This window comes from Aquibacillus halophilus (assembly GCF_009649745.1).
Classification (GTDB): Bacteria; Bacillota; Bacilli; order Bacillales; family Amphibacillaceae; genus Aquibacillus; species Aquibacillus halophilus.
In genome coordinates, this window is sequence record NZ_WJNG01000006.1 from 48,403 (window position 1) to 66,164 (window position 17,762).

The window sequence follows — 17,762 nt, forward strand, 5'->3', positions numbered from 1 at the left end:
CATTGATCAATAGAGTATAGTTTAAAGCCAAACGAGAACTTTTTTCACTTCAGCATGGACGAGATTTTCATAGACCTAACTTGGTTCATTGTATTAACTAAAGAGAAATTTGACACAACATATAGTACTTCCCTTAGACCTATAATTTACCATTTCATTATTTGGAATATCAAATAGTGAAAATAAACTTGGCATGTCATGGAATTGAATACACACTAGTATTTATGATGAATATTAAAGTATTGAATTCACAGAAAATGTGTTAGGGAATTTAAACGACTAGGCTAGTATAATTTGACTAACTATCGTAGAAAATTCCTAACTGAATTTCAGGGCTAAGCCTATCTTTATCAATAATTCGCAATGAGGAGATAAAATGAAGAAAATTCTATTTATGGTAAGTAGTATGAGTATTGGTGGAGTAGAAAAATCGCTTTTATCTCTATTTTCAATAATTTCAAAGGAAACCTATAGCATAACTCTTTTGTTACTCGAAAAAAATGGTGGTTTCCTAAAGCACGTTCCAGATTGGGTGAGAGTGGAAGAAGTGGATTGGTACAGAAACCTAAAGCCAATAATTATGCAACCCCCACAAAAAACTATTGCCAGTTTATATTATAATAAGAAATTTCATAAGATTATCCCTTTTATATGGTCATACATTATATCAAAAAAACTGAATAACAGGTACTTATATTATAATCATGTATTCAAAAATATCCCTAAACACGAAGTTAAATACGATATAGCAATATCTTATCAAGGACCCACAGATATCCTTGATTTTTTTATTGCGACGAAAGTAACTGCAAAAAAGAAAATTTCTTGGATTCATTTTGATGTTACGCAACATTCCATCAACAAAAAACTTTATAAGAATTTATATAGAATATATGACAAACTATTTGTTGTGTCTAGTCAAGCTGAAATAAAACTGAAGGAATTAATCCCTTCAGTAGAGGGTAAAACGGAAGTTTTTATGAATATTATTTCCGAAGAATTAATAAGAGAAATGTCAACAGTAAATGTAGATTTTTCAGATGAGTATGGTGGATTCAAGATTGTAACTGTTGGAAGGCTTTCAAAGGAAAAAGGCCAGGATATTGCCATTAAAGTATTAGCGGATTTAAGAGAGAATGGGTATAACGTTAATTGGTATTGTGTAGGGGAAGGCAGTGCTAGAGAAGAGTATGAAAATTTAATTAATGGTTACAACCTTAATAATCACTTTTTCTTGTTAGGAGAAAAGGATAATCCATACCCTTATATTAAGAATGCAGATATTTATGTTCAACCATCAAGACATGAAGGATATTGTTTAACGTTAGCAGAAGCAAAATGCTTGTATAAACCAATTGTAGTCACAAATTTTACTGGAGCGAATGAACAGATTGACAATGGTTTAAATGGATTAATAGTAAGTTGTGATGTACAAGAATTATATGAAACTATAAAGTTTCTTATTGATAATCCAAACCAAAAAGAGTTATTGACTACTAATTTAAAGAGCAAAAATGCTATTACAACAAATAAAAAAGAAAAAACGTTTAATGAATAAGTTAGGAAATGGGGTTTTAAAAATTGAACCAAAAATAACCGTTATTGTGCCTGTCTATAAAGCGGAACAATATATTCATAAATGTATTGATTCTATTTTATCACAAACATTCGAATGCTTTGAACTCATCCTTATTAACGATGGAACACCGGATAAGTCCGGAAAAATCTGTGATGAATATGCTCTTAAAGACAACAGGGTGATAGTAAATCATAAACCAAATGGTGGAGTATCTTCAGCACGTAATAATGGGATAAAGATTGCAAAAGGAGAGTATATGTTATTTGTTGACAGTGATGATTGGATTGAACCTAATACTTTGTCGACTTTAATAGATCACACTTTAAATGATGAGAATGATGTAATTATTTTTGGTTTAATCAAAGATTTATTTTCTAAAAAGGAATTAATAAAAAGTGAATACAATGGGTTCTTCAAAAAACAACAAATAAGCATTGAAGATCTAAGAAACAATTTTATATATTTTTTAAATTCGGTTGGAATGCACCCTTCTTGGATGTATCTATTTAAAACAGATATTATTGTTGAGCAAAATCTATACTTTGACAGTAAATTAGTATTATATGAGGATTTTGATTTTAACTTAAGATACCTGAATCATTCTAGTAAAATCACTTTTATACCAGACGCTTTGTATCATTACAATTTGGATGCATCAACAAACCAATTAGCTAAACGGAACAAAATTAATATAGTTTCTGATATTAGTACTGTTTGTAATTCGCTATTTGATTTCATAAATCATACCAATCAAAATATGATGCTCAAAAAAAACGCGGAACAAATGTATTCATATGTGCTTCCAATGTACACTTTATGTTTGAAAAATATAATCATCCACAAAAAAGTGACAAAAATGAGTGAGAAGTTTGAAGTACTAAAGCAACTACACAACGACGAAAATTTCAGACTTGTAATGTTGCACTATGCAAATTCTATTAGGTTTTATAAATTCCTATTTATTTTATTAAATAAAAAACTGTATTTATTTGCATATTTACTTCTTTTGTATAAGTTTTATAAATAAAGTAGTACTTTTTAGCCGGGGTGAGTTATTTAGATTTGATTTTATTATTTTAGGAAAATTGAAAGTAATAAATTTATTGATAAAGGGTGTGATGAAGTGGCAGAAAGTATCAGAAAGTTAGTAATGTTATTTAATAGAACTGAAAAGAAAAAGTTCCTAATTTTATTCTTTATGATGATAGTAGCAGCCTTGTTGGAAACAATAGGAATAGGATTGATTGTTCCTTTTGTAGGAATTGTAACCAATCCCGATATCATACAAAATCAAGCAATATTAGCATTTCTTTATCAATTGTTTAATTTTCAATCAACTAGATCATTCATTGTATTTTCAGTTGTGATGTTATTAGTGATATATGTATTAAAGAATCTCTATTTACTTCTTTTTAATTACGCACAATTCAGAGTGATTCTAAACCAGCAAGTTAAGCTGTCTAGCGTTTTGTTTAAAGAGTACTTAACCAAACCATACACTTTCCATTTACAACGAAATACAGCAGATTTACTGCGGAATGTAAACGGTGAAGTATCTAAGGTGTTTCGCGGGATTATAATGTCCGGATTTCAGTTAATCACTGAAATCCTTGTAATTACTTTTATTCTGGTGTTGCTATTAATAACTGCACCAATTGCAACCTTAGTAGCCTCTTGCTTATTAGGTGGAAGTGTTACTATATTTTTTGCATTTTTACGCAAAAAGATCAGCCATCTAGGTAAAGAACAGCAAAAAGTTAGTGGTTCAATGATTAAATGGGTTAATCAAGGATTAGGAGCAAGCAAAGAGGTTAAGGTTTCAGGAAAAGAGAGCTTTTTTATTAACTCTTATAAAGGCCAAAGCCAAATTAAAGCTAATAATAGTCGCTATATGAAAATGCTTGAAGTAACTCCTAGGTTATTTATTGAAACATTATTAATATCTATTGTTCTAATTACAATGCTTATACTTGTATTTCAAGGAACAAGCACAACGGGTATAGTTTCAACTATGGCATTATTTGCAATGGCAGCTTTTCGATTGTTGCCTTCCATTACGAAGGTTGTGTCATTGATTACCTCAATTCGATACAATCAACCTGCTCTAACAGTTGTTTATGAAGATTTATTTTTAAATAAGGAGGAACCCACAAAAGTTAAGCGTAATGAGTCAGTAATTATTAATAGTGGAGAAAAAACCTTTAAAGATTCAATAAAATTAAATAATGTTTCTTTCCATTATCCTAATCAAAAAGAATATGCAGTAAAAAATGTATCTCTAACGATACCTATAGGAAACTCTGTAGCTTTTGTGGGTGAATCAGGTGCAGGGAAAACAACTATTGTTGATATTATTCTTGGACTATTTAAGCCGGAACAGGGTTTTGTTTCTGTAGATGGTAAGGATTTATTTGATGAAAAATCACTATGGCAGCGAAAAATCGGTTATATTCCTCAATCTATATTTCTTTCTGATGATACTATACGTGGTAACGTTGCCTTTGGAATAGTGAAAGAACATATCGAAGATGTTGAAGTGTGGAGAGCATTAGAACAAGCACAATTGAAAGGTTTTGTTAAAAATCTTCCAGATCAACTAGAAACAAAAGTAGGCGAACGAGGTGTGAGACTTTCAGGCGGACAACGACAGCGAATAGGGATTGCTCGTGCTTTATACCATAACCCTGAAATACTGTTTATGGATGAGGCAACATCTGCCTTGGATAATGAAACTGAGAAAGAAATCATGAAAGCCATTGACGGTTTAAGAGGCGAAAAAACTCTAGTCATAATAGCTCATAGATTAAGTACAATTGAAAATTGCGATATTGTTTTTAAAATAAATGCAGGGAGATTGACAGAAATTGAGAATAAACTGAAAAGAACAGTAATTAAATTCGAAAAATCTAAGGAAGGTATAAAATATGTTCTATAAATTACGGGAATTTTTATATAAAAGTTCTCATAAAAAGGGTTTATGTAGCTTCATAATTTATCTCAAATCTGACTTACCCTATTATCATAGAAAAATAATGAACATCATTTATTTTAATTATTTAATGAAAGTAAAAGGTTATAGACTTCTTACTTTTGATAAAAAAATCACTAATGGTATCTTTAAAGTATTTGTTGATAAAAAATCTAATCTAGTGATTAAGGTTAATCGAAGGGATAGTAGTTCTAGCTCCAAATTTTATAAGAAAATAAAAGGAACCAAAGAATTTGATATATATAAGAAAACTCTTATGTCAGCCGTAAATAAAGAATTTTTGAAACCACATATTTGTTCTGTAACAGAGGTTTTTAGGGATGGAGGATATAAATCCCCCTTTGTTCAGGGGAAGAATATTCAAGTAATGTTAATTGAATTTCAGGAAGGACACTTAATGATATCCAAGGAAGAATCAGAAAAGCTGTTAACCGCAATTGACAATTTGTATTTAAACTTAAAACAATATTATCAAGCACATGAAAATTTACCAGGAGATTGGATGCTTCATAATTTAGTGTATGATAATGTTTCAAATAAAATAATAAATGTTGACATAGAGGGGTTTTACACTTTTAAAGGTTTTTTGCCAGACCGAATAAATAAACAATATCTTAACAACTTAAAGTATTTAATCAAAAAACATACAGAACATGAAGGTTAAATCTTGCGCCAATAACCAGGGTGTTTTAATTGCATCCTTATTTCTTAATAGTGAACTATTCTTGCGTTTTAATTGAGATTCGAAACTATAAACTATAGTTATTTATAAAAAAATATTAAGAGGTGGATTTTTATATGTATAATTCAAAAGGAATTATTATTAATTCGATTTCAAAATTGAAGAAAGGTTATTTAGAGATAGAATTTACAGTTCCAGACAGTGTTGAAAGGTTTTTTAATGAAAAAAGTTTTTTTTCTTCTTACTCTATTTCTATTGACAGTGTTCCGGATAGCATACTGTCCATTCCGCTTTTAGCTAATTTACTACCAGTTGCTTGGGCAAATGATGTAAATTTATTCATTGATGAAGTCGATGAAACTTTTTACGAATCAATCCCAGTATTAAAAGATGCTTTTCAGAAAATGTATCCAAAACTCAATTTAGGTGGCCATCTAATAGCTAACAAGATAGTTAAAAATGAAGCAAACAATTTAAGTAGGTCTTCACAGTTATTCAGTGGGGGGATAGATTCACTTACTACATATATAAGAAGAAGTAACGAGACTCCTTACCTCGTTACTATTTGGGGAGCAGACGTAAGATTAGATGAATTTGAGGCTTGGGAACAAGTACGAAATTACAATTCAAAATTAGCAAAAGATTTGAAAACTGAGATTGTATTTGTTAAGTCGAATTTTAAAGAATTTTTAAATCAAGGCCAACTAAAAGATGAATTTGGAGAAATTGTTATAAGTTGGTGGGCTGGTGTACAGCATGGATTAGGTTTATCAGGATTATGTGCTCCTATTACCTATGAAAAGGGGTTAGGGACTTTTTATATTGGATCGTCACATACAGTTGATTATAAGTTGCCATATGGTTCACATCCTTCAATTGATAATAATATTAAATGGGGGTCTACAAACGTTATTCATGACTCTTATGATTTAACTAGACAAGAAAAAATTAATATGATTGCTGATTATATAACTAACAAATATGGATCTTTGCAAATAAGAGTTTGTTGGTTGCCGGAGGGAAATGGAGGGAATTGTAATGAATGCGAAAAATGTTCTCGTACAATTATAGGATTAATTCTGGCAGGTTTAGATCCAAATCAGCATGGATTTTATGTTAGTAATTCTTTTCCATCTCATGTTAAAAAGCAATTTGAAACCCAAAAGTGGAAGATTACTGAGGCTATAGCATTTCAATGGCAGGATGTTCAAGACCATATTCCTCATAATTTAAATTTTGAAAATTCTGATTACAGAGACTTGTTTATTTGGTTGAAAAATTATAAGTTGAGACATTATCAACCTAGTTTATTAATAAGGGTACGTCTTATGGTTGCAAAAGCGTTGCCTGAAAGGTCAAAAAGAATCTTGAAAAAAATAATTAGAGTAGAGAACTGATAGGATTGATTTAATTGTAAAACGATTAAAACTAGAAAATTTTTAGGAGGAACTTTAATGGGGAATAGTATGTTGGAAAAAGATATGAAGACTAATTTAGCTTACTGGAAAAGAAAGATAGGAGATGGACCAACAGAATTAAGTCTTCCATTTGATCATCCTAGAACTACTAATTCTGATGCTTTAATTGAGTCTTATAATTTCATAATTTCAAATAATATCAAAGAGAAAATCGATAGTTTATTCTATCTAGAAAAAGTTACTTCGAATATATTGATTATGACAGTTTTTAATATACTACTGTACCGTTATAGCAATGAAGAGGATATATACATTGGTACTGAAATATTTGGGGTGAATAAGAATGACTTAAGATCTTCACTTGATAACACATTTCTAATGATAACAAGACTGGATAGTGATATGGGTTTCCGAGATGCTTTGGAAGAAGTCAGAAAAGTTTATCAGGAAGCAAAAGAGCACCAGCTCCCTTTTGGTGAGTTAGTTGCTGAAATGGGTGACCAAAAAAATAGCAACACTAATCGATTCTTCCAAGTAATGTTGAAAATACAGGACTTGAAGTTAACATATGAGGAAGCGGTAGATTCTCAAATAGAAAGAACGGATATCGGAAAAAGCACTGAACTAGTTGATTTAACATTAAAGATTACTCAAGTGAAAAATGAGCTTCATTGCTCATTTCTTTACAATGAAAATCTATTCGATAATGAAACCATGATTCGGATGGAAGGACATTTTAATAACTTGTTAGATGGAGTATTAGACAATACAGATATCTTAATATCTAGTGTGCCAATGTTAAATGCTCAGGAGAGACATCAGTTGATTGTTGAATGGAATAAGCCCACGTCAGATTACCCAAGGGATTCTAGTATCAATCAACTTTTTGAAGAGCAAGTAGAGTTGAATCCTAATAATGTTGCAATAATATTTGAAAATAATAAGATAACATATCAAGAACTAGATAATAGAGCTAATAAGATAGCAAGTTATCTAAAAAGAGCAAATATTAAAGATGAGCAGTTGGTTGCTATTTGCCTTAATCGCTCACCAGATATGATTGCGAGTTTCTTAGGAGTACTTAAGGCTGGTGGAGCATATTTACCGATTGATCTAGCCTATCCTAATGAACGAATTGAGTACATGCTTGAAAATTCAGGAATATCTTTTCTAATAACAACTGTGCTAATAGGTAAGGACCTTCCTTCACTAGATACAACACTGATCTATCTTGATAAAGAAGATGAGACTTTTGATTCTCGGCCAGAAACAATCACAAATACTAGTGGGCCAGATAGTTTGGCTTATGTAATGTACACATCAGGATCAACAGGGAAGCCTAAGGGGGTCGCAAATAACCATCAAGGAATAGTTCGTCTTGTCAAAAATATTACTTATGCAAATTTAGGGTCAGATGAAACAATTTTGAATAGAGCACCGATAGCTTTCGATGTATCTGTTTTCGAAATTTATGGTCCCTTATTAAATGGTGGCAAACTTGTTATTATCAATTCTCATAAACCTACATTTAAAGAAATTGCAAATCTGATATATAACTACAAAGTAACTACTCTCCGAGTAGGTCCAGATATGCTTAATATTTTATTAGAGGATTATAGTCATGAATTGAAGTCTTTAAAACAAGTTTTTTCAGGAGGAGAAGTCCTACCGGTTTGGCTTGCACGTAAATTTAAGCTCAAATTGGACGAATGTCAGTTAATAAATGCCTACGGCCCTACTGAAAATGCAGTGAACACAACCTGTTATCATGTAAATGAGCTTCCGGAGGGTGTAGCTTCTATTCCAATAGGAAAGCCGATTTCAAACGACTGCGTTTATATATTGGATAAATTTTTACAGCCTGTACCTATAGGAGTAGCGGGGGAAATCTATATAACTGGTGAAGGTATTGCACGAGGATATTTAAATAAACCTGAATTAACGAATGAAAAATTCCCTCCGGATCCTTTTATATTAGCAAAGGGGAGAAAACTTTATAAATCTGGAGATATGGGTCGTTATCGTTCTGATGGTAATATTGAGTTTATAGGGAGAATTGATGATCAAGTTAAGATAAGAGGAAATCGAATTGAATTAGGTGAAGTTGAGACAATCCTAGGAGAATTCCCAGGTGTTCGACACTTGGTGGCAGGAGTCACAAAAGGAAAGAGTGGAACTAATGAGCTTGTTGCTTATGTTGTGATGAACAACCTGACAAAGTTCGACCAACAAGACTTGCGTTCTTATTCTAGGCGGAAACTTCCAGAATCAATGATTCCAACCTTTTTTGTGGAAATGAGTGAAATCCCTGTTACACCTGTTGGAAAAATAGACCGTAAGAGATTACCTACACCTGTCGTCTTAACTTCAAAAGAACAATTTGTTTCACCAAGAAATGAGGTAGAGGAAAAATTAGTTCATTTATGGGAAACTATGTTGGATTTTAAACCAATCGGAGTGCGGGATCATTACTTCGATTTAGGTGGCAATTCTTTAGTTGCAATGCGAATGTTTGCCGATATAGAAACGTTATTTCATAAAAAATTACCTGTATCTATCATTTTCCAGGAGGATACAATTGAAAAATTAGCAAATTATTTAAGATCAAATGATCAATTGCATGATTGGTCATCTTCATTAGTGCCTATTCAACCATTAGGTAGTAAGCAACCAATTTTCTGTGTACATGGTGGGGGTGGGGAAGTACTAGGATATAGAGAGATGGCATTTAAATTTGGTAAGGAACAACCTATTTATGGGCTAAGATTCACTAATGACGAAAGTTCTAGTATAAGTGTTGAAACATTAGCTGAAAAATATGTTAAAGAAATAAAAGAAATACAACCCAACGGTCCATATTTTCTGTTTGGTTATTGTTTTGGAGGCGCAATTGCTTACGAAATGGCACAAAAGCTAATTAAGGAGACAGAGAAGGTCTCGTTATTAACAATCTTAAATTTTGCCAATCCAAAGCGTCAACCTGAAGAAAATCATTATCAAATAAATTATAAAAAAATAATAATAAATAATCTGAAAGTGCTTTTTACAATGCCATTAAAGCAACGATTTACTTTCTTTATTCAAAAAATTAAAAATGTCATGAGACTTATTGAAGTTACATCTGATATAGAGCAACCGGTAAGTGAAATTACTCAAACTAATAAAGGTCTGACTAAAGCGATTAATGCATATAAACCTAAACCTTACTCAAGTGAAATATTACTAATTCGAGCAAATAATTATAAAGACTTTGAAAAAAAACTTGGCTGGGAAACGACAAAAGAAGGATGTATTCGTGAGGAAACCATACACGCTGAACATGATGGGCTTCTGAAAGAACCTAACGTTGATTTAGTTGTGAAACACTTAAAGGGAAAATTGCAAGAAATAACTAGCCTAGTTAACTGAGAATAATTAGTACTTCAAATTTAACGAAAATTTCTTAGTAATTATCATTAAATATACTGAAGCAGAAGGAAAAAACCATGAATTTCCAGAATAAAATATAAAAATGTGTCGGGGTAGTAATTTTATTGCTATTCCTTCATGTACTGGAGGAGGTTAATGGTCTTAATTTCCTAAAATGAATGGTCTACCATTTCTGAATAATTACAAATGTCTACTTCTATATAGAATGTTATTTAGTGATGTAATAGACTAGTCAAACTTAAGATAAAATGTAATTTTTACTGTAATTTACAGTGAGAAAGATGCTCTTTATAAGTTCTATAAACGGTTGTGTAATGTTATTCATAATTTAGCTAATTATAATGTGGAGTTTCAATTTGTTAAGTGAAAATAAAGATATACTCTCAGGATCATAAAGTACTTGCAGTTGATGACAAAAGTATATTTTAATTGTTGTTTACCTTAATACCTACTCTTGATAGGGAGTTTTTCAACGATCACAGATTAGCACAATTGTTATAGGCTTTTAATTATCGATATCTTGATTTGACTGATAATATTTAACTGGAAATTGCGTTGACACAAGGATATTAAAATGATATTTTGAAATAGAACGTTCTTTATTGAGAATATAATTATGCTAACTTTTAAAAAACAAAGATAATTACTTAGCCAAAGGTATGTGTGATTATGTTTATATGTGTTTCGAAATCACGTCGTTCTATATAACGTATGTAAGTGGTGTTGACTGTTATTAGGAGGAATCTATGAGCGCAATTGTTGGTATCCATAACAGTAATCATGAACCTGTCGCTGTAGAATATATGCAAAATATGATGAAATCCCTGAAGAGTTATCCAGCTGACGAGGTTCAGATTTGGAATGATAAAAATGTCTTCCTTGGCTGCCATGCACAGTGGATAACACCAGAGTCGGTTGGTGAGAAATTACCATACTATGACTATGAAAGACAGTTGGCAATTACCATAGATGCAATTATTGATAATCGAAAAGATTTATTTAATAGTTTACAAATTGATCAATCACAAAGAAAGTTAATTCCTGATAGCCAATTAATTTTACTAGCTTATCATAAGTGGGGCGAAGAGGTTGTAAAGTATTTGGATGGGGATTTTGCTTTTATGATATGGGATGAGAGGAAGCAGAAGTTATTTGGAGCTAGAGATTTCTCTGGTGCAAGGACTCTTTATTTTCACACTGACCATGGACAGTTCGCATTTTCAACTACAATAGAACCTTTATTCACAATCCCTTACATAAAAAAGAAACTAAATGAAGATTGGCTAGCTGAATTTCTTGCAATACCAACGATTATTGAAGCAGTAGACATGTCAATCACAGTATATAAATCTATCTCACAAGTTCCTCCTTCCCATACAATCACTGTAATTAATGGGAAAGTTATTGTATCGAGGTACTGCACGATAGAGGTTAATGAAGAGTTAAAGCTTGGGTCAAATGAGGAGTATGGGGAAGCATTTTGTGATGTTTTTCAAAAAGCAATTTATGCTAGGACGCGAACACACGGGCAAGTAGGATCACATTTGAGTGGCGGTTTGGATTCTGGAACAGTTGTTAGTTTTGCTTCAAATAACCTTATAAAACAAAATAAAAAATTACACACGTATAGTTACTTAGCAGAAGATAGTTTTACAGATTGGACACCGAAGTATTATCAAGCAGACGAAAGTTCATTGGTAAAAGAAACGGTAGATTATGTAGGTAATATTACAGATAACTATTTGAGTTTTGAAGGAATGGACCCTTTGACTGAAGTGGATGATTTCACCAAGCTTATGGAAATGCCTTACAAGTTTTTTGAAAATTCATTTTGGTTAAAAGGAATTAACGAAATAGCTAACAAACAAGGGATTAAAGTTCTTTTAAATGGAGCAAGAGGAAACCACTCCATTTCTTGGGGCTCATCGAAGCTGAACGTAAACTATTACACTTCACTATTTAAAAAAATGAGATGGTTAAAGCTTAATAGCGAACTAGAATACTACACTAAGAATTATCATATGGGAAAGTCAGATATACTTCCTATTGTTGCAAAGAAAGCATTTCCAACCATATTGAATAAGACTACTAAAAAAAGTCATCAATTTAGAAATGAATTTCCTACTATAATTAATCCATCATTTGCTAACAAGACGAATGTAATTGAAAGGCTTAAGCAATATGGTCTTGACCCAACATCAGGGCCCGTTGAAGATTTAACAAAATATAGGAAGAACTACTTCAAGCAACTACATGTTTGGAATAAAAGTGGGGTTGCAGAAACAAAATTATCCTTGCGTTACTCGTTGTGGAATCGTGACCCAACAAACGATATTAATGTTATCCGGTTTTGTTTAGCTATACCGGAGGAACAATATGTTCTAAATGGAATGGAACGTTCATTTATTAGAAGAGCTACAAAAGATTTTCTTCCTGATAAGGTGAGACTTAACTATCATACACGTGGGATTCAAGGGGCAGATACAATTCATCGTATTGCTAAACATTGGGACTATTTCATAGATGAATTACAACAGCTAAGCAATGACTCTCTAGTTTCTGAATTTCTAGATTTAAATGTGATTAGAAATTGCTTATCAAGGATAGGGACCAAACCAAGGCAGGAATTAATATTTGAAAATGACTTTAAGGTTCTAACACGTAGTTTAATCGTGTACCGTTTTTTGAAGAATATGGGCTGATTTGGGGAGGTGATAATGATGAAGAGAGAGTGGAAAAAGCCATTGTTAGAAGTTCTTGATGTAAGCATGACAATGAATGGACCAGGGAATGCGAACGCGGATTGCTTTGATGTTTCTGATGGCCGTGAGGAGACACATGAAGGAAGGTCAAATGCAAGTTGCTTAGGTAGTTAGGATAGTTTTTGGAAATGAAATTATTACTTAACCCTTATACGTAAAGTATAAGGGTTTTATTAAACGGGATGGGTGTTGGATGACAGTTACCGATAACAAGATTATATACAAGGTATTCGGGCTAAATGTTTCAAGTGAACTCTATTTTCCTGAGTTACCTCAAATTAGTGCCAGGGATAATCTAGTGGATATTTTAATAAGCAAGTCTGATTTATCGTTTATATGGGCTGAATTAGCAGTACCAAATAAGTACTTTGTTGTTAAAGAAAATGTTGTTCTATTTCAAGTGCCTAGGGTGGCCACCTTTTTGATTGAAAATGGAAAAGAAATTACTTTTTCACCTTTGGAAGGAGTACAGGAAGATCAAATTAGGCTTTATATCCTTGGAACCTGCATGGGTGCGCTTTTAATGCAACGGAATATCCTCCCCTTACATGGCAGTGCAATTGCCATTGATGGAAAGGCATATACAATTGTGGGTGATTCCGGCGTTGGGAAATCAACACTTGCTTCGGCTTTTCTACAAAAAGGCTATCAGTTACTTAGTGATGATGTGATTCCAGTAACGCTATCTAATCAAAACATCCCGTATGTTACGCCTGCATACCCGCAACAAAAGTTGTGGCAAGAAAGTTTGAATGAGTTTGGAATGGAATCAAGTCAGCTACGTCCAATTATTGATAGAGAGACCAAGTTTGCTGTCCCGGTTCCAGACCAGTTTGCTCATGAACCGATGCCGCTTGCAGGAGTTATAGAATTAGTTAAAACAGAAACTGAAGAAATCAAAATACGACCGGTTCTTGCCCTCGAACGACTTCATACCTTGTTTGTTCACACGTACCGAAACTTTCTGATTAAGAGGTCGGGTTTGATGGAATGGCATTTTGATACTACAACTAAGATTGCTAATAAAATCGATTTATTTCGGTTAGAACGACCTACATCTTGTTTCACGGCCAATGAATTAACGGATGTCATTTTGACGGAGATAAAAAAGGAGGAACCAAATTTATGATTGAACATCAAGCTGTTTCGCTTAATCAGATTGTTAAACAAGGTGAAGGAAACATTGTAAGTAATATGGATGGAGAGAAAGTAATGTTAAGTATCCACAAAGGCAAGTACTATAACTTAGGTGAAATGGGTGGGGAAATTTGGGAACAGATTAAGGACCCCACTTCCGTTAAGGAATTGATTGAATCTTTACTCTCTCAGTATGATGTTGAAGAAAGCGAATGTCGGGATCAGGTCATTTCGTTCTTAGGTATGTTGGCAAACGAAGAATTGATTCAACTATCATAATTAAGGAAGGAATTAAGAAATGAGGAAGTTTAAGAGTTTTTTATTAATGGATCGAAAATTGAAACTGCTATTATTTGAATCTTATTTTTACTTAGGATGGGCTCGCATATTAAAAAATGTACCTTTTTCAAAGGTAGCTCCTTCCTTGGGCATCCAAATGCAAGAGACCACGAGAAATAATGATTTAGCGAACAAACAATTGTTAAGCAGTGTTTCTCAGGCAATCCACATGATGAGCCGCTACACCTTTTGGGAGAGTCAATGTCTCGTTAAAGCAATTGCTGCAATGAAAATGTTGGAGAAACGTAATGTGGAGAGCACATTGTATTTAGGGACTGCAAAAGATGAGTCCGGGAAGTTAGTTGCACATGCATGGTTACGAAGCGGTTCGTATTATATTACTGGATCAGAAGTAATGGAGCAATTTACTGTCGTTAGTAAATTTGCAAAAAACGTTTAAAATGAAGGAGAAAAAATGGATAACAAATATCGTCTCGAGTTAGCAGGAATATCGAAAGAATTACTTTTAATCCTCGAATTCCTGAAAAGGGATGAGTATGCCCCTCTAATTGAACCCCAACTGTTAATAAATGTCGACTGGAATTTATTTATCAATCTAGTGAATCATCATCGTCTTTATCCACTTCTATATCGTAAGTTGAAGTTAGTTAAAAAAGGCTTGATTCCAAAGTTCGTTATAGAATACATCGAACAAAAATATAAGCAAAATACATTCCAGATGTTGTTACTTAGTGCTGAAATGGAGCAAATCAGTAAGTTATTTAATCAAGGAGAAATCAGGTCTCTGTTTCTGAAGGGACCAATACTTGCCCAAGAGCTGTACGGAGATGTTTCTCTTCGAACCTCGAGTGACTTAGATATTCTAATTCCAATTAATAAACTAGAGAATGCGGAAAGACTGCTCGAGAATCTAGGGTACGAAAAAGACGACTATATTCAAACCGTGTTAAACGATTGGAAATGGCGTCACCACCATGTTACTTATATTCATCCAGAAAAAAGATTGAAACTAGAAATACATTGGAGATTAAATCCAGGGCCAAGTAAAGAACCGAGCTTTGAACAGTTGTGGGAACGAAAAACAAGAAGCTCACTTATCAGCTATCCCGTTTATCTACTAGGTAAAGAAGATTTATTTTTATTGCTCGTGTCCCACGGTGCTAGGCATGGTTGGTCCAGGCTGCGCTGGTTACTCGATATCAGTCAGCTGTTGAATCAGAAACTAGATTGGCCTAAAGTTGGTAAGCTACTTAGAACCTACCATTTTCAGAATGAAGGTGGTCAGTCTGTGATTCTAGCTTCGGAGCTGTTGGGTTCGAAAATCAGTGAAAACATGACCTCTTTATTATTAGGAGAAAAACAAAGCCAATTGGCACAACAAGCGACTTTTTACTTTAAACAGATGGTTAACTTACATACCAATCCAGTTCCAAACGAAATAGCTGTTTATCATAAACGTTATTTGTTTTCATTAATGTCAGTTCAACGAAAAATAGTATTTATAGTAAATTTTTTTCATCCGTATCCAGAGGATGCTCATACATTACCATTACCAAAGCAATTTCACTTTCTTTATTTTCCGTTAAGGCCTTTATTATGGGCGTGGAGAAAAATGAGGCAACAAGCTTTATCCTAGGGGGATAATCGAATGCGGCATATCTTGTATTTTTTGAAACAAATTCATACTTATTCGGGCAAAACTCTCTACATAAATATGTTTGCAATGATGGGAATTAGTTTATTGGAAGGTGTTGGGATACTTCTGCTCATTCCAATGATAAGTATGAGCGGAATCGTCGATTTAGGTGGAGGAGATATCCCGATTGTGGGCAACTTGTTCAGTCTACTGGAAGGCATACCTAGTTCGATAGCATTGCCTTCAATATTAGCTATTTACGTGTTGATTGTCATAAGTCAAAACGTGTTGAACCGGCAAATTACAGTTAAGAATGCAATTATCCAACATGGGTTTTTAAGGCATGTCAGATTAGAAACCTACGGACTGCTCCTCCATGCCAATTGGAATTTTTATATCAAAAATAGGAAATCAGATTTAATTAACCTACTAACAGCAGAGATTGCTCGCGCAAGTGCAGGTACGAATTCATTTTTACAGTTTGTTGCTTCACTGGTATTTACTAGTATGCAAATCATACTTGCCTTTGTTCTATCACCAACTATAACTGCTTTTGTACTGATGTGTGGGTTAGTGCTTATCTTTTTTAATCGTAAGTTTCTTACCCGTTCGTTGGAACTTGGGAACAGGAATTATGAACTAGGTAGAAGTTATTTATCAGGAATTACAGATCAGATTAATGGAATTAAAGATATAAAGAGTAATACGTTGGAAGAATCGAGAATGGACTGGTACAGCTCGATAACACATAGAATGCAGACAGAACAAGTTGAATACACGAAACTAAAAAGTACTTCACAGTTATACTATAAAGTCGCATCTGCCGTATTGATAGCAGGATTTATTTTAATAGCTGTAAATTTATTCAACGCTCAGGCGGGCCAATTGATGTTAGTGATTGTCATATTTTCGAGGCTATGGCCACGAGTTGCGGGAATTCAAGCTTCGATGGAGCAAATTGCGACCATGATACCGGCTTTCAAAGCAGTAAAAGCCTTGCAACATGAATGTAAAAATGTCCAGGAGTTTACTACTAAGTTTGACCAGGCTGTTAAACCACTTGAGATTAGAATCGGCGTTTCTTGCGAGAATGTTAGCTTCAAATACAATCAGAATGCCGAGAAATACGCTTTAAACAATATTAATCTTTCCATTCCATCTAATCAAATGACGGCTTTTGTTGGTAAATCAGGAGCTGGGAAAAGCACCTTGATTGACTTATTGATGGGCTTAAATCAACCACAGAAAGGAATGGTGCTGATTGATGACACTCCACTAACAAGTGAGAATTTAACAGCTTTGAGGCAATCGATTAGTTATGTAGCACAGGAACCGTTCTTATTTAATACGAGCATTAGGGATAATTTAACATTAGTAGAACCAAGTGCAACAGAGGCGCAGTTATGGTCAGCACTAGAATTCTCTTCAGCTGCTGAATTTGTTAGTAAGCTTCCTGACGGACTAGATAGCTTAATAGGTGACCGAGGAATTAGATTATCAGGTGGAGAAAGACAACGACTTGTTTTGGCAAGAGCTATTTTACGGAAGCCTTCTATATTAGTACTTGATGAGGCAACAAGTGCACTTGATACAGAAAATGAGATGAAGATCCAAGAGGCATTAGAGAGACTTAAAGGGAACATGACCATCATTGTTATTGCTCATCGGCTATCGACAATCCGTAACGCTGATCAAGTGGTCGTTCTCGATGAAGGAGAAATAGTCCAAATCGGAGAATTTGCCCAGCTTGCTGAGGAGAAGAGAAGTATGTTCAGTCACCTGTTAGGGAATCAATTGAAAGCAACCAATTAAAATTTCAATATGAGTTGG

General features: G+C 33.5%; 13 protein-coding genes. All 13 read left to right on the forward strand.

The features are described 5' to 3' along the window. Positions 1-376 precede the first annotated feature (376 nt). The 13 genes from GH741_RS08400 (at position 377) to GH741_RS08460 (ending at position 17,744) form a co-directional block, all read left to right on the forward strand. Positions 377-1,558 (forward strand): glycosyltransferase, encoded by a 1,182-nt coding sequence (locus GH741_RS08400; RefSeq protein WP_153736353.1) that lies wholly within the window; start codon positions 377-379, stop codon positions 1,556-1,558. Then, complete coding sequence (locus tag GH741_RS08405) at positions 1,515-2,606, forward strand: glycosyltransferase family 2 protein (protein WP_240795447.1); 1,092 nt, start codon at positions 1,515-1,517, stop codon at positions 2,604-2,606. Before GH741_RS08400 ends, GH741_RS08405 begins: the two co-directional genes overlap by 44 nt. Positions 2,607-2,702: 96 nt before the next feature. Beyond that, positions 2,703-4,514: an ABC transporter ATP-binding protein gene (locus GH741_RS08410; protein ID WP_338079308.1), complete on the forward strand. Its 1,812-nt coding sequence runs from the start codon at positions 2,703-2,705 to the stop codon at positions 4,512-4,514. 124 nt (positions 4,515-4,638) lie between these two features. Beyond that, a complete protein-coding gene (locus tag GH741_RS08415; protein WP_153736355.1) occupies positions 4,639-5,232 on the forward strand; it encodes a hypothetical protein in 594 nt (197 codons plus the stop codon). Between the two features lie 134 nt (positions 5,233-5,366). Further along, a complete protein-coding gene (locus GH741_RS08420; protein ID WP_153736356.1) occupies positions 5,367-6,647 on the forward strand; it encodes a hypothetical protein in 1,281 nt (426 codons plus the stop codon). A gap of 57 nt (positions 6,648-6,704) precedes the next feature. Next, positions 6,705-10,076 (forward strand): non-ribosomal peptide synthetase, encoded by a 3,372-nt coding sequence (locus GH741_RS08425; protein ID WP_153736357.1) that lies wholly within the window; start codon positions 6,705-6,707, stop codon positions 10,074-10,076. A gap of 767 nt (positions 10,077-10,843) precedes the next feature. Next, positions 10,844-12,799 carry an asparagine synthase-related protein gene (locus GH741_RS08430; RefSeq protein ID WP_153736358.1) on the forward strand — a complete coding sequence of 652 codons (1,956 nt, stop codon included), beginning with the start codon at positions 10,844-10,846 and terminating at the stop codon, positions 12,797-12,799. An 18-nt stretch (positions 12,800-12,817) separates the two neighbouring features. Beyond that, positions 12,818-12,973: a paeninodin family lasso peptide gene (locus tag GH741_RS08435; RefSeq protein ID WP_153736359.1), complete on the forward strand. Its 156-nt coding sequence runs from the start codon at positions 12,818-12,820 to the stop codon at positions 12,971-12,973. Positions 12,974-13,052: 79 nt separating this feature from the next. Further along, on the forward strand, positions 13,053-13,988 hold the full coding sequence (locus tag GH741_RS08440) for an HPr kinase/phosphorylase (RefSeq protein WP_153736360.1): 936 nt from the start codon (positions 13,053-13,055) through the stop codon (positions 13,986-13,988). Further along, the gene (locus tag GH741_RS08445; RefSeq protein ID WP_153736361.1) at positions 13,985-14,275 is read left to right on the forward strand and encodes a lasso peptide biosynthesis PqqD family chaperone; all 291 of its coding nucleotides are present in this window, start codon (positions 13,985-13,987) and stop codon (positions 14,273-14,275) included. Before GH741_RS08440 ends, GH741_RS08445 begins: the two co-directional genes overlap by 4 nt. 19 nt (positions 14,276-14,294) lie before the next feature. After that, positions 14,295-14,735 (forward strand): lasso peptide biosynthesis B2 protein, encoded by a 441-nt coding sequence (locus tag GH741_RS08450; RefSeq protein ID WP_153736362.1) that lies wholly within the window; start codon positions 14,295-14,297, stop codon positions 14,733-14,735. Between the two features lie 15 nt (positions 14,736-14,750). Then, positions 14,751-15,932 (forward strand): nucleotidyltransferase domain-containing protein, encoded by a 1,182-nt coding sequence (locus tag GH741_RS08455; protein WP_153736363.1) that lies wholly within the window; start codon positions 14,751-14,753, stop codon positions 15,930-15,932. A 12-nt stretch (positions 15,933-15,944) separates the two neighbouring features. After that, on the forward strand, positions 15,945-17,744 hold the full coding sequence (locus tag GH741_RS08460) for an ABC transporter ATP-binding protein (RefSeq protein ID WP_153736364.1): 1,800 nt from the start codon (positions 15,945-15,947) through the stop codon (positions 17,742-17,744). The last annotated feature ends 18 nt before the right edge of the window (positions 17,745-17,762 follow it).

What these genes read in the sequence shown, in the direction of transcription:
- GH741_RS08425 (WP_153736357.1), top strand. Translation starts at nt 6,705, where the DNA reads ATGGGGAATAGTATGTTGGAAAAAGATATGAAGACTAATTTAGCTTAC.
- GH741_RS08440 (WP_153736360.1), top strand. Translation starts at nt 13,053, where the DNA reads ATGACAGTTACCGATAACAAGATTATATACAAGGTATTCGGGCTAAAT.
- GH741_RS08430 (WP_153736358.1), top strand. Translation starts at nt 10,844, where the DNA reads ATGAGCGCAATTGTTGGTATCCATAACAGTAATCATGAACCTGTCGCT.
- GH741_RS08415 (WP_153736355.1), top strand. Translation starts at nt 4,639, where the DNA reads ATGAAAGTAAAAGGTTATAGACTTCTTACTTTTGATAAAAAAATCACT.
- GH741_RS08400 (WP_153736353.1), top strand. Translation starts at nt 377, where the DNA reads ATGAAGAAAATTCTATTTATGGTAAGTAGTATGAGTATTGGTGGAGTA.
- GH741_RS08455 (WP_153736363.1), top strand. Translation starts at nt 14,751, where the DNA reads ATGGATAACAAATATCGTCTCGAGTTAGCAGGAATATCGAAAGAATTA.
- GH741_RS08450 (WP_153736362.1), top strand. Translation starts at nt 14,295, where the DNA reads ATGAGGAAGTTTAAGAGTTTTTTATTAATGGATCGAAAATTGAAACTG.
- GH741_RS08460 (WP_153736364.1), top strand. Translation starts at nt 15,945, where the DNA reads ATGCGGCATATCTTGTATTTTTTGAAACAAATTCATACTTATTCGGGC.
- GH741_RS08420 (WP_153736356.1), top strand. Translation starts at nt 5,367, where the DNA reads ATGTATAATTCAAAAGGAATTATTATTAATTCGATTTCAAAATTGAAG.
- GH741_RS08405 (WP_240795447.1), top strand. Translation starts at nt 1,515, where the DNA reads ATGCTATTACAACAAATAAAAAAGAAAAAACGTTTAATGAATAAGTTA.
- GH741_RS08445 (WP_153736361.1), top strand. Translation starts at nt 13,985, where the DNA reads ATGATTGAACATCAAGCTGTTTCGCTTAATCAGATTGTTAAACAAGGT.
- GH741_RS08435 (WP_153736359.1), top strand. Translation starts at nt 12,818, where the DNA reads ATGAAGAGAGAGTGGAAAAAGCCATTGTTAGAAGTTCTTGATGTAAGC.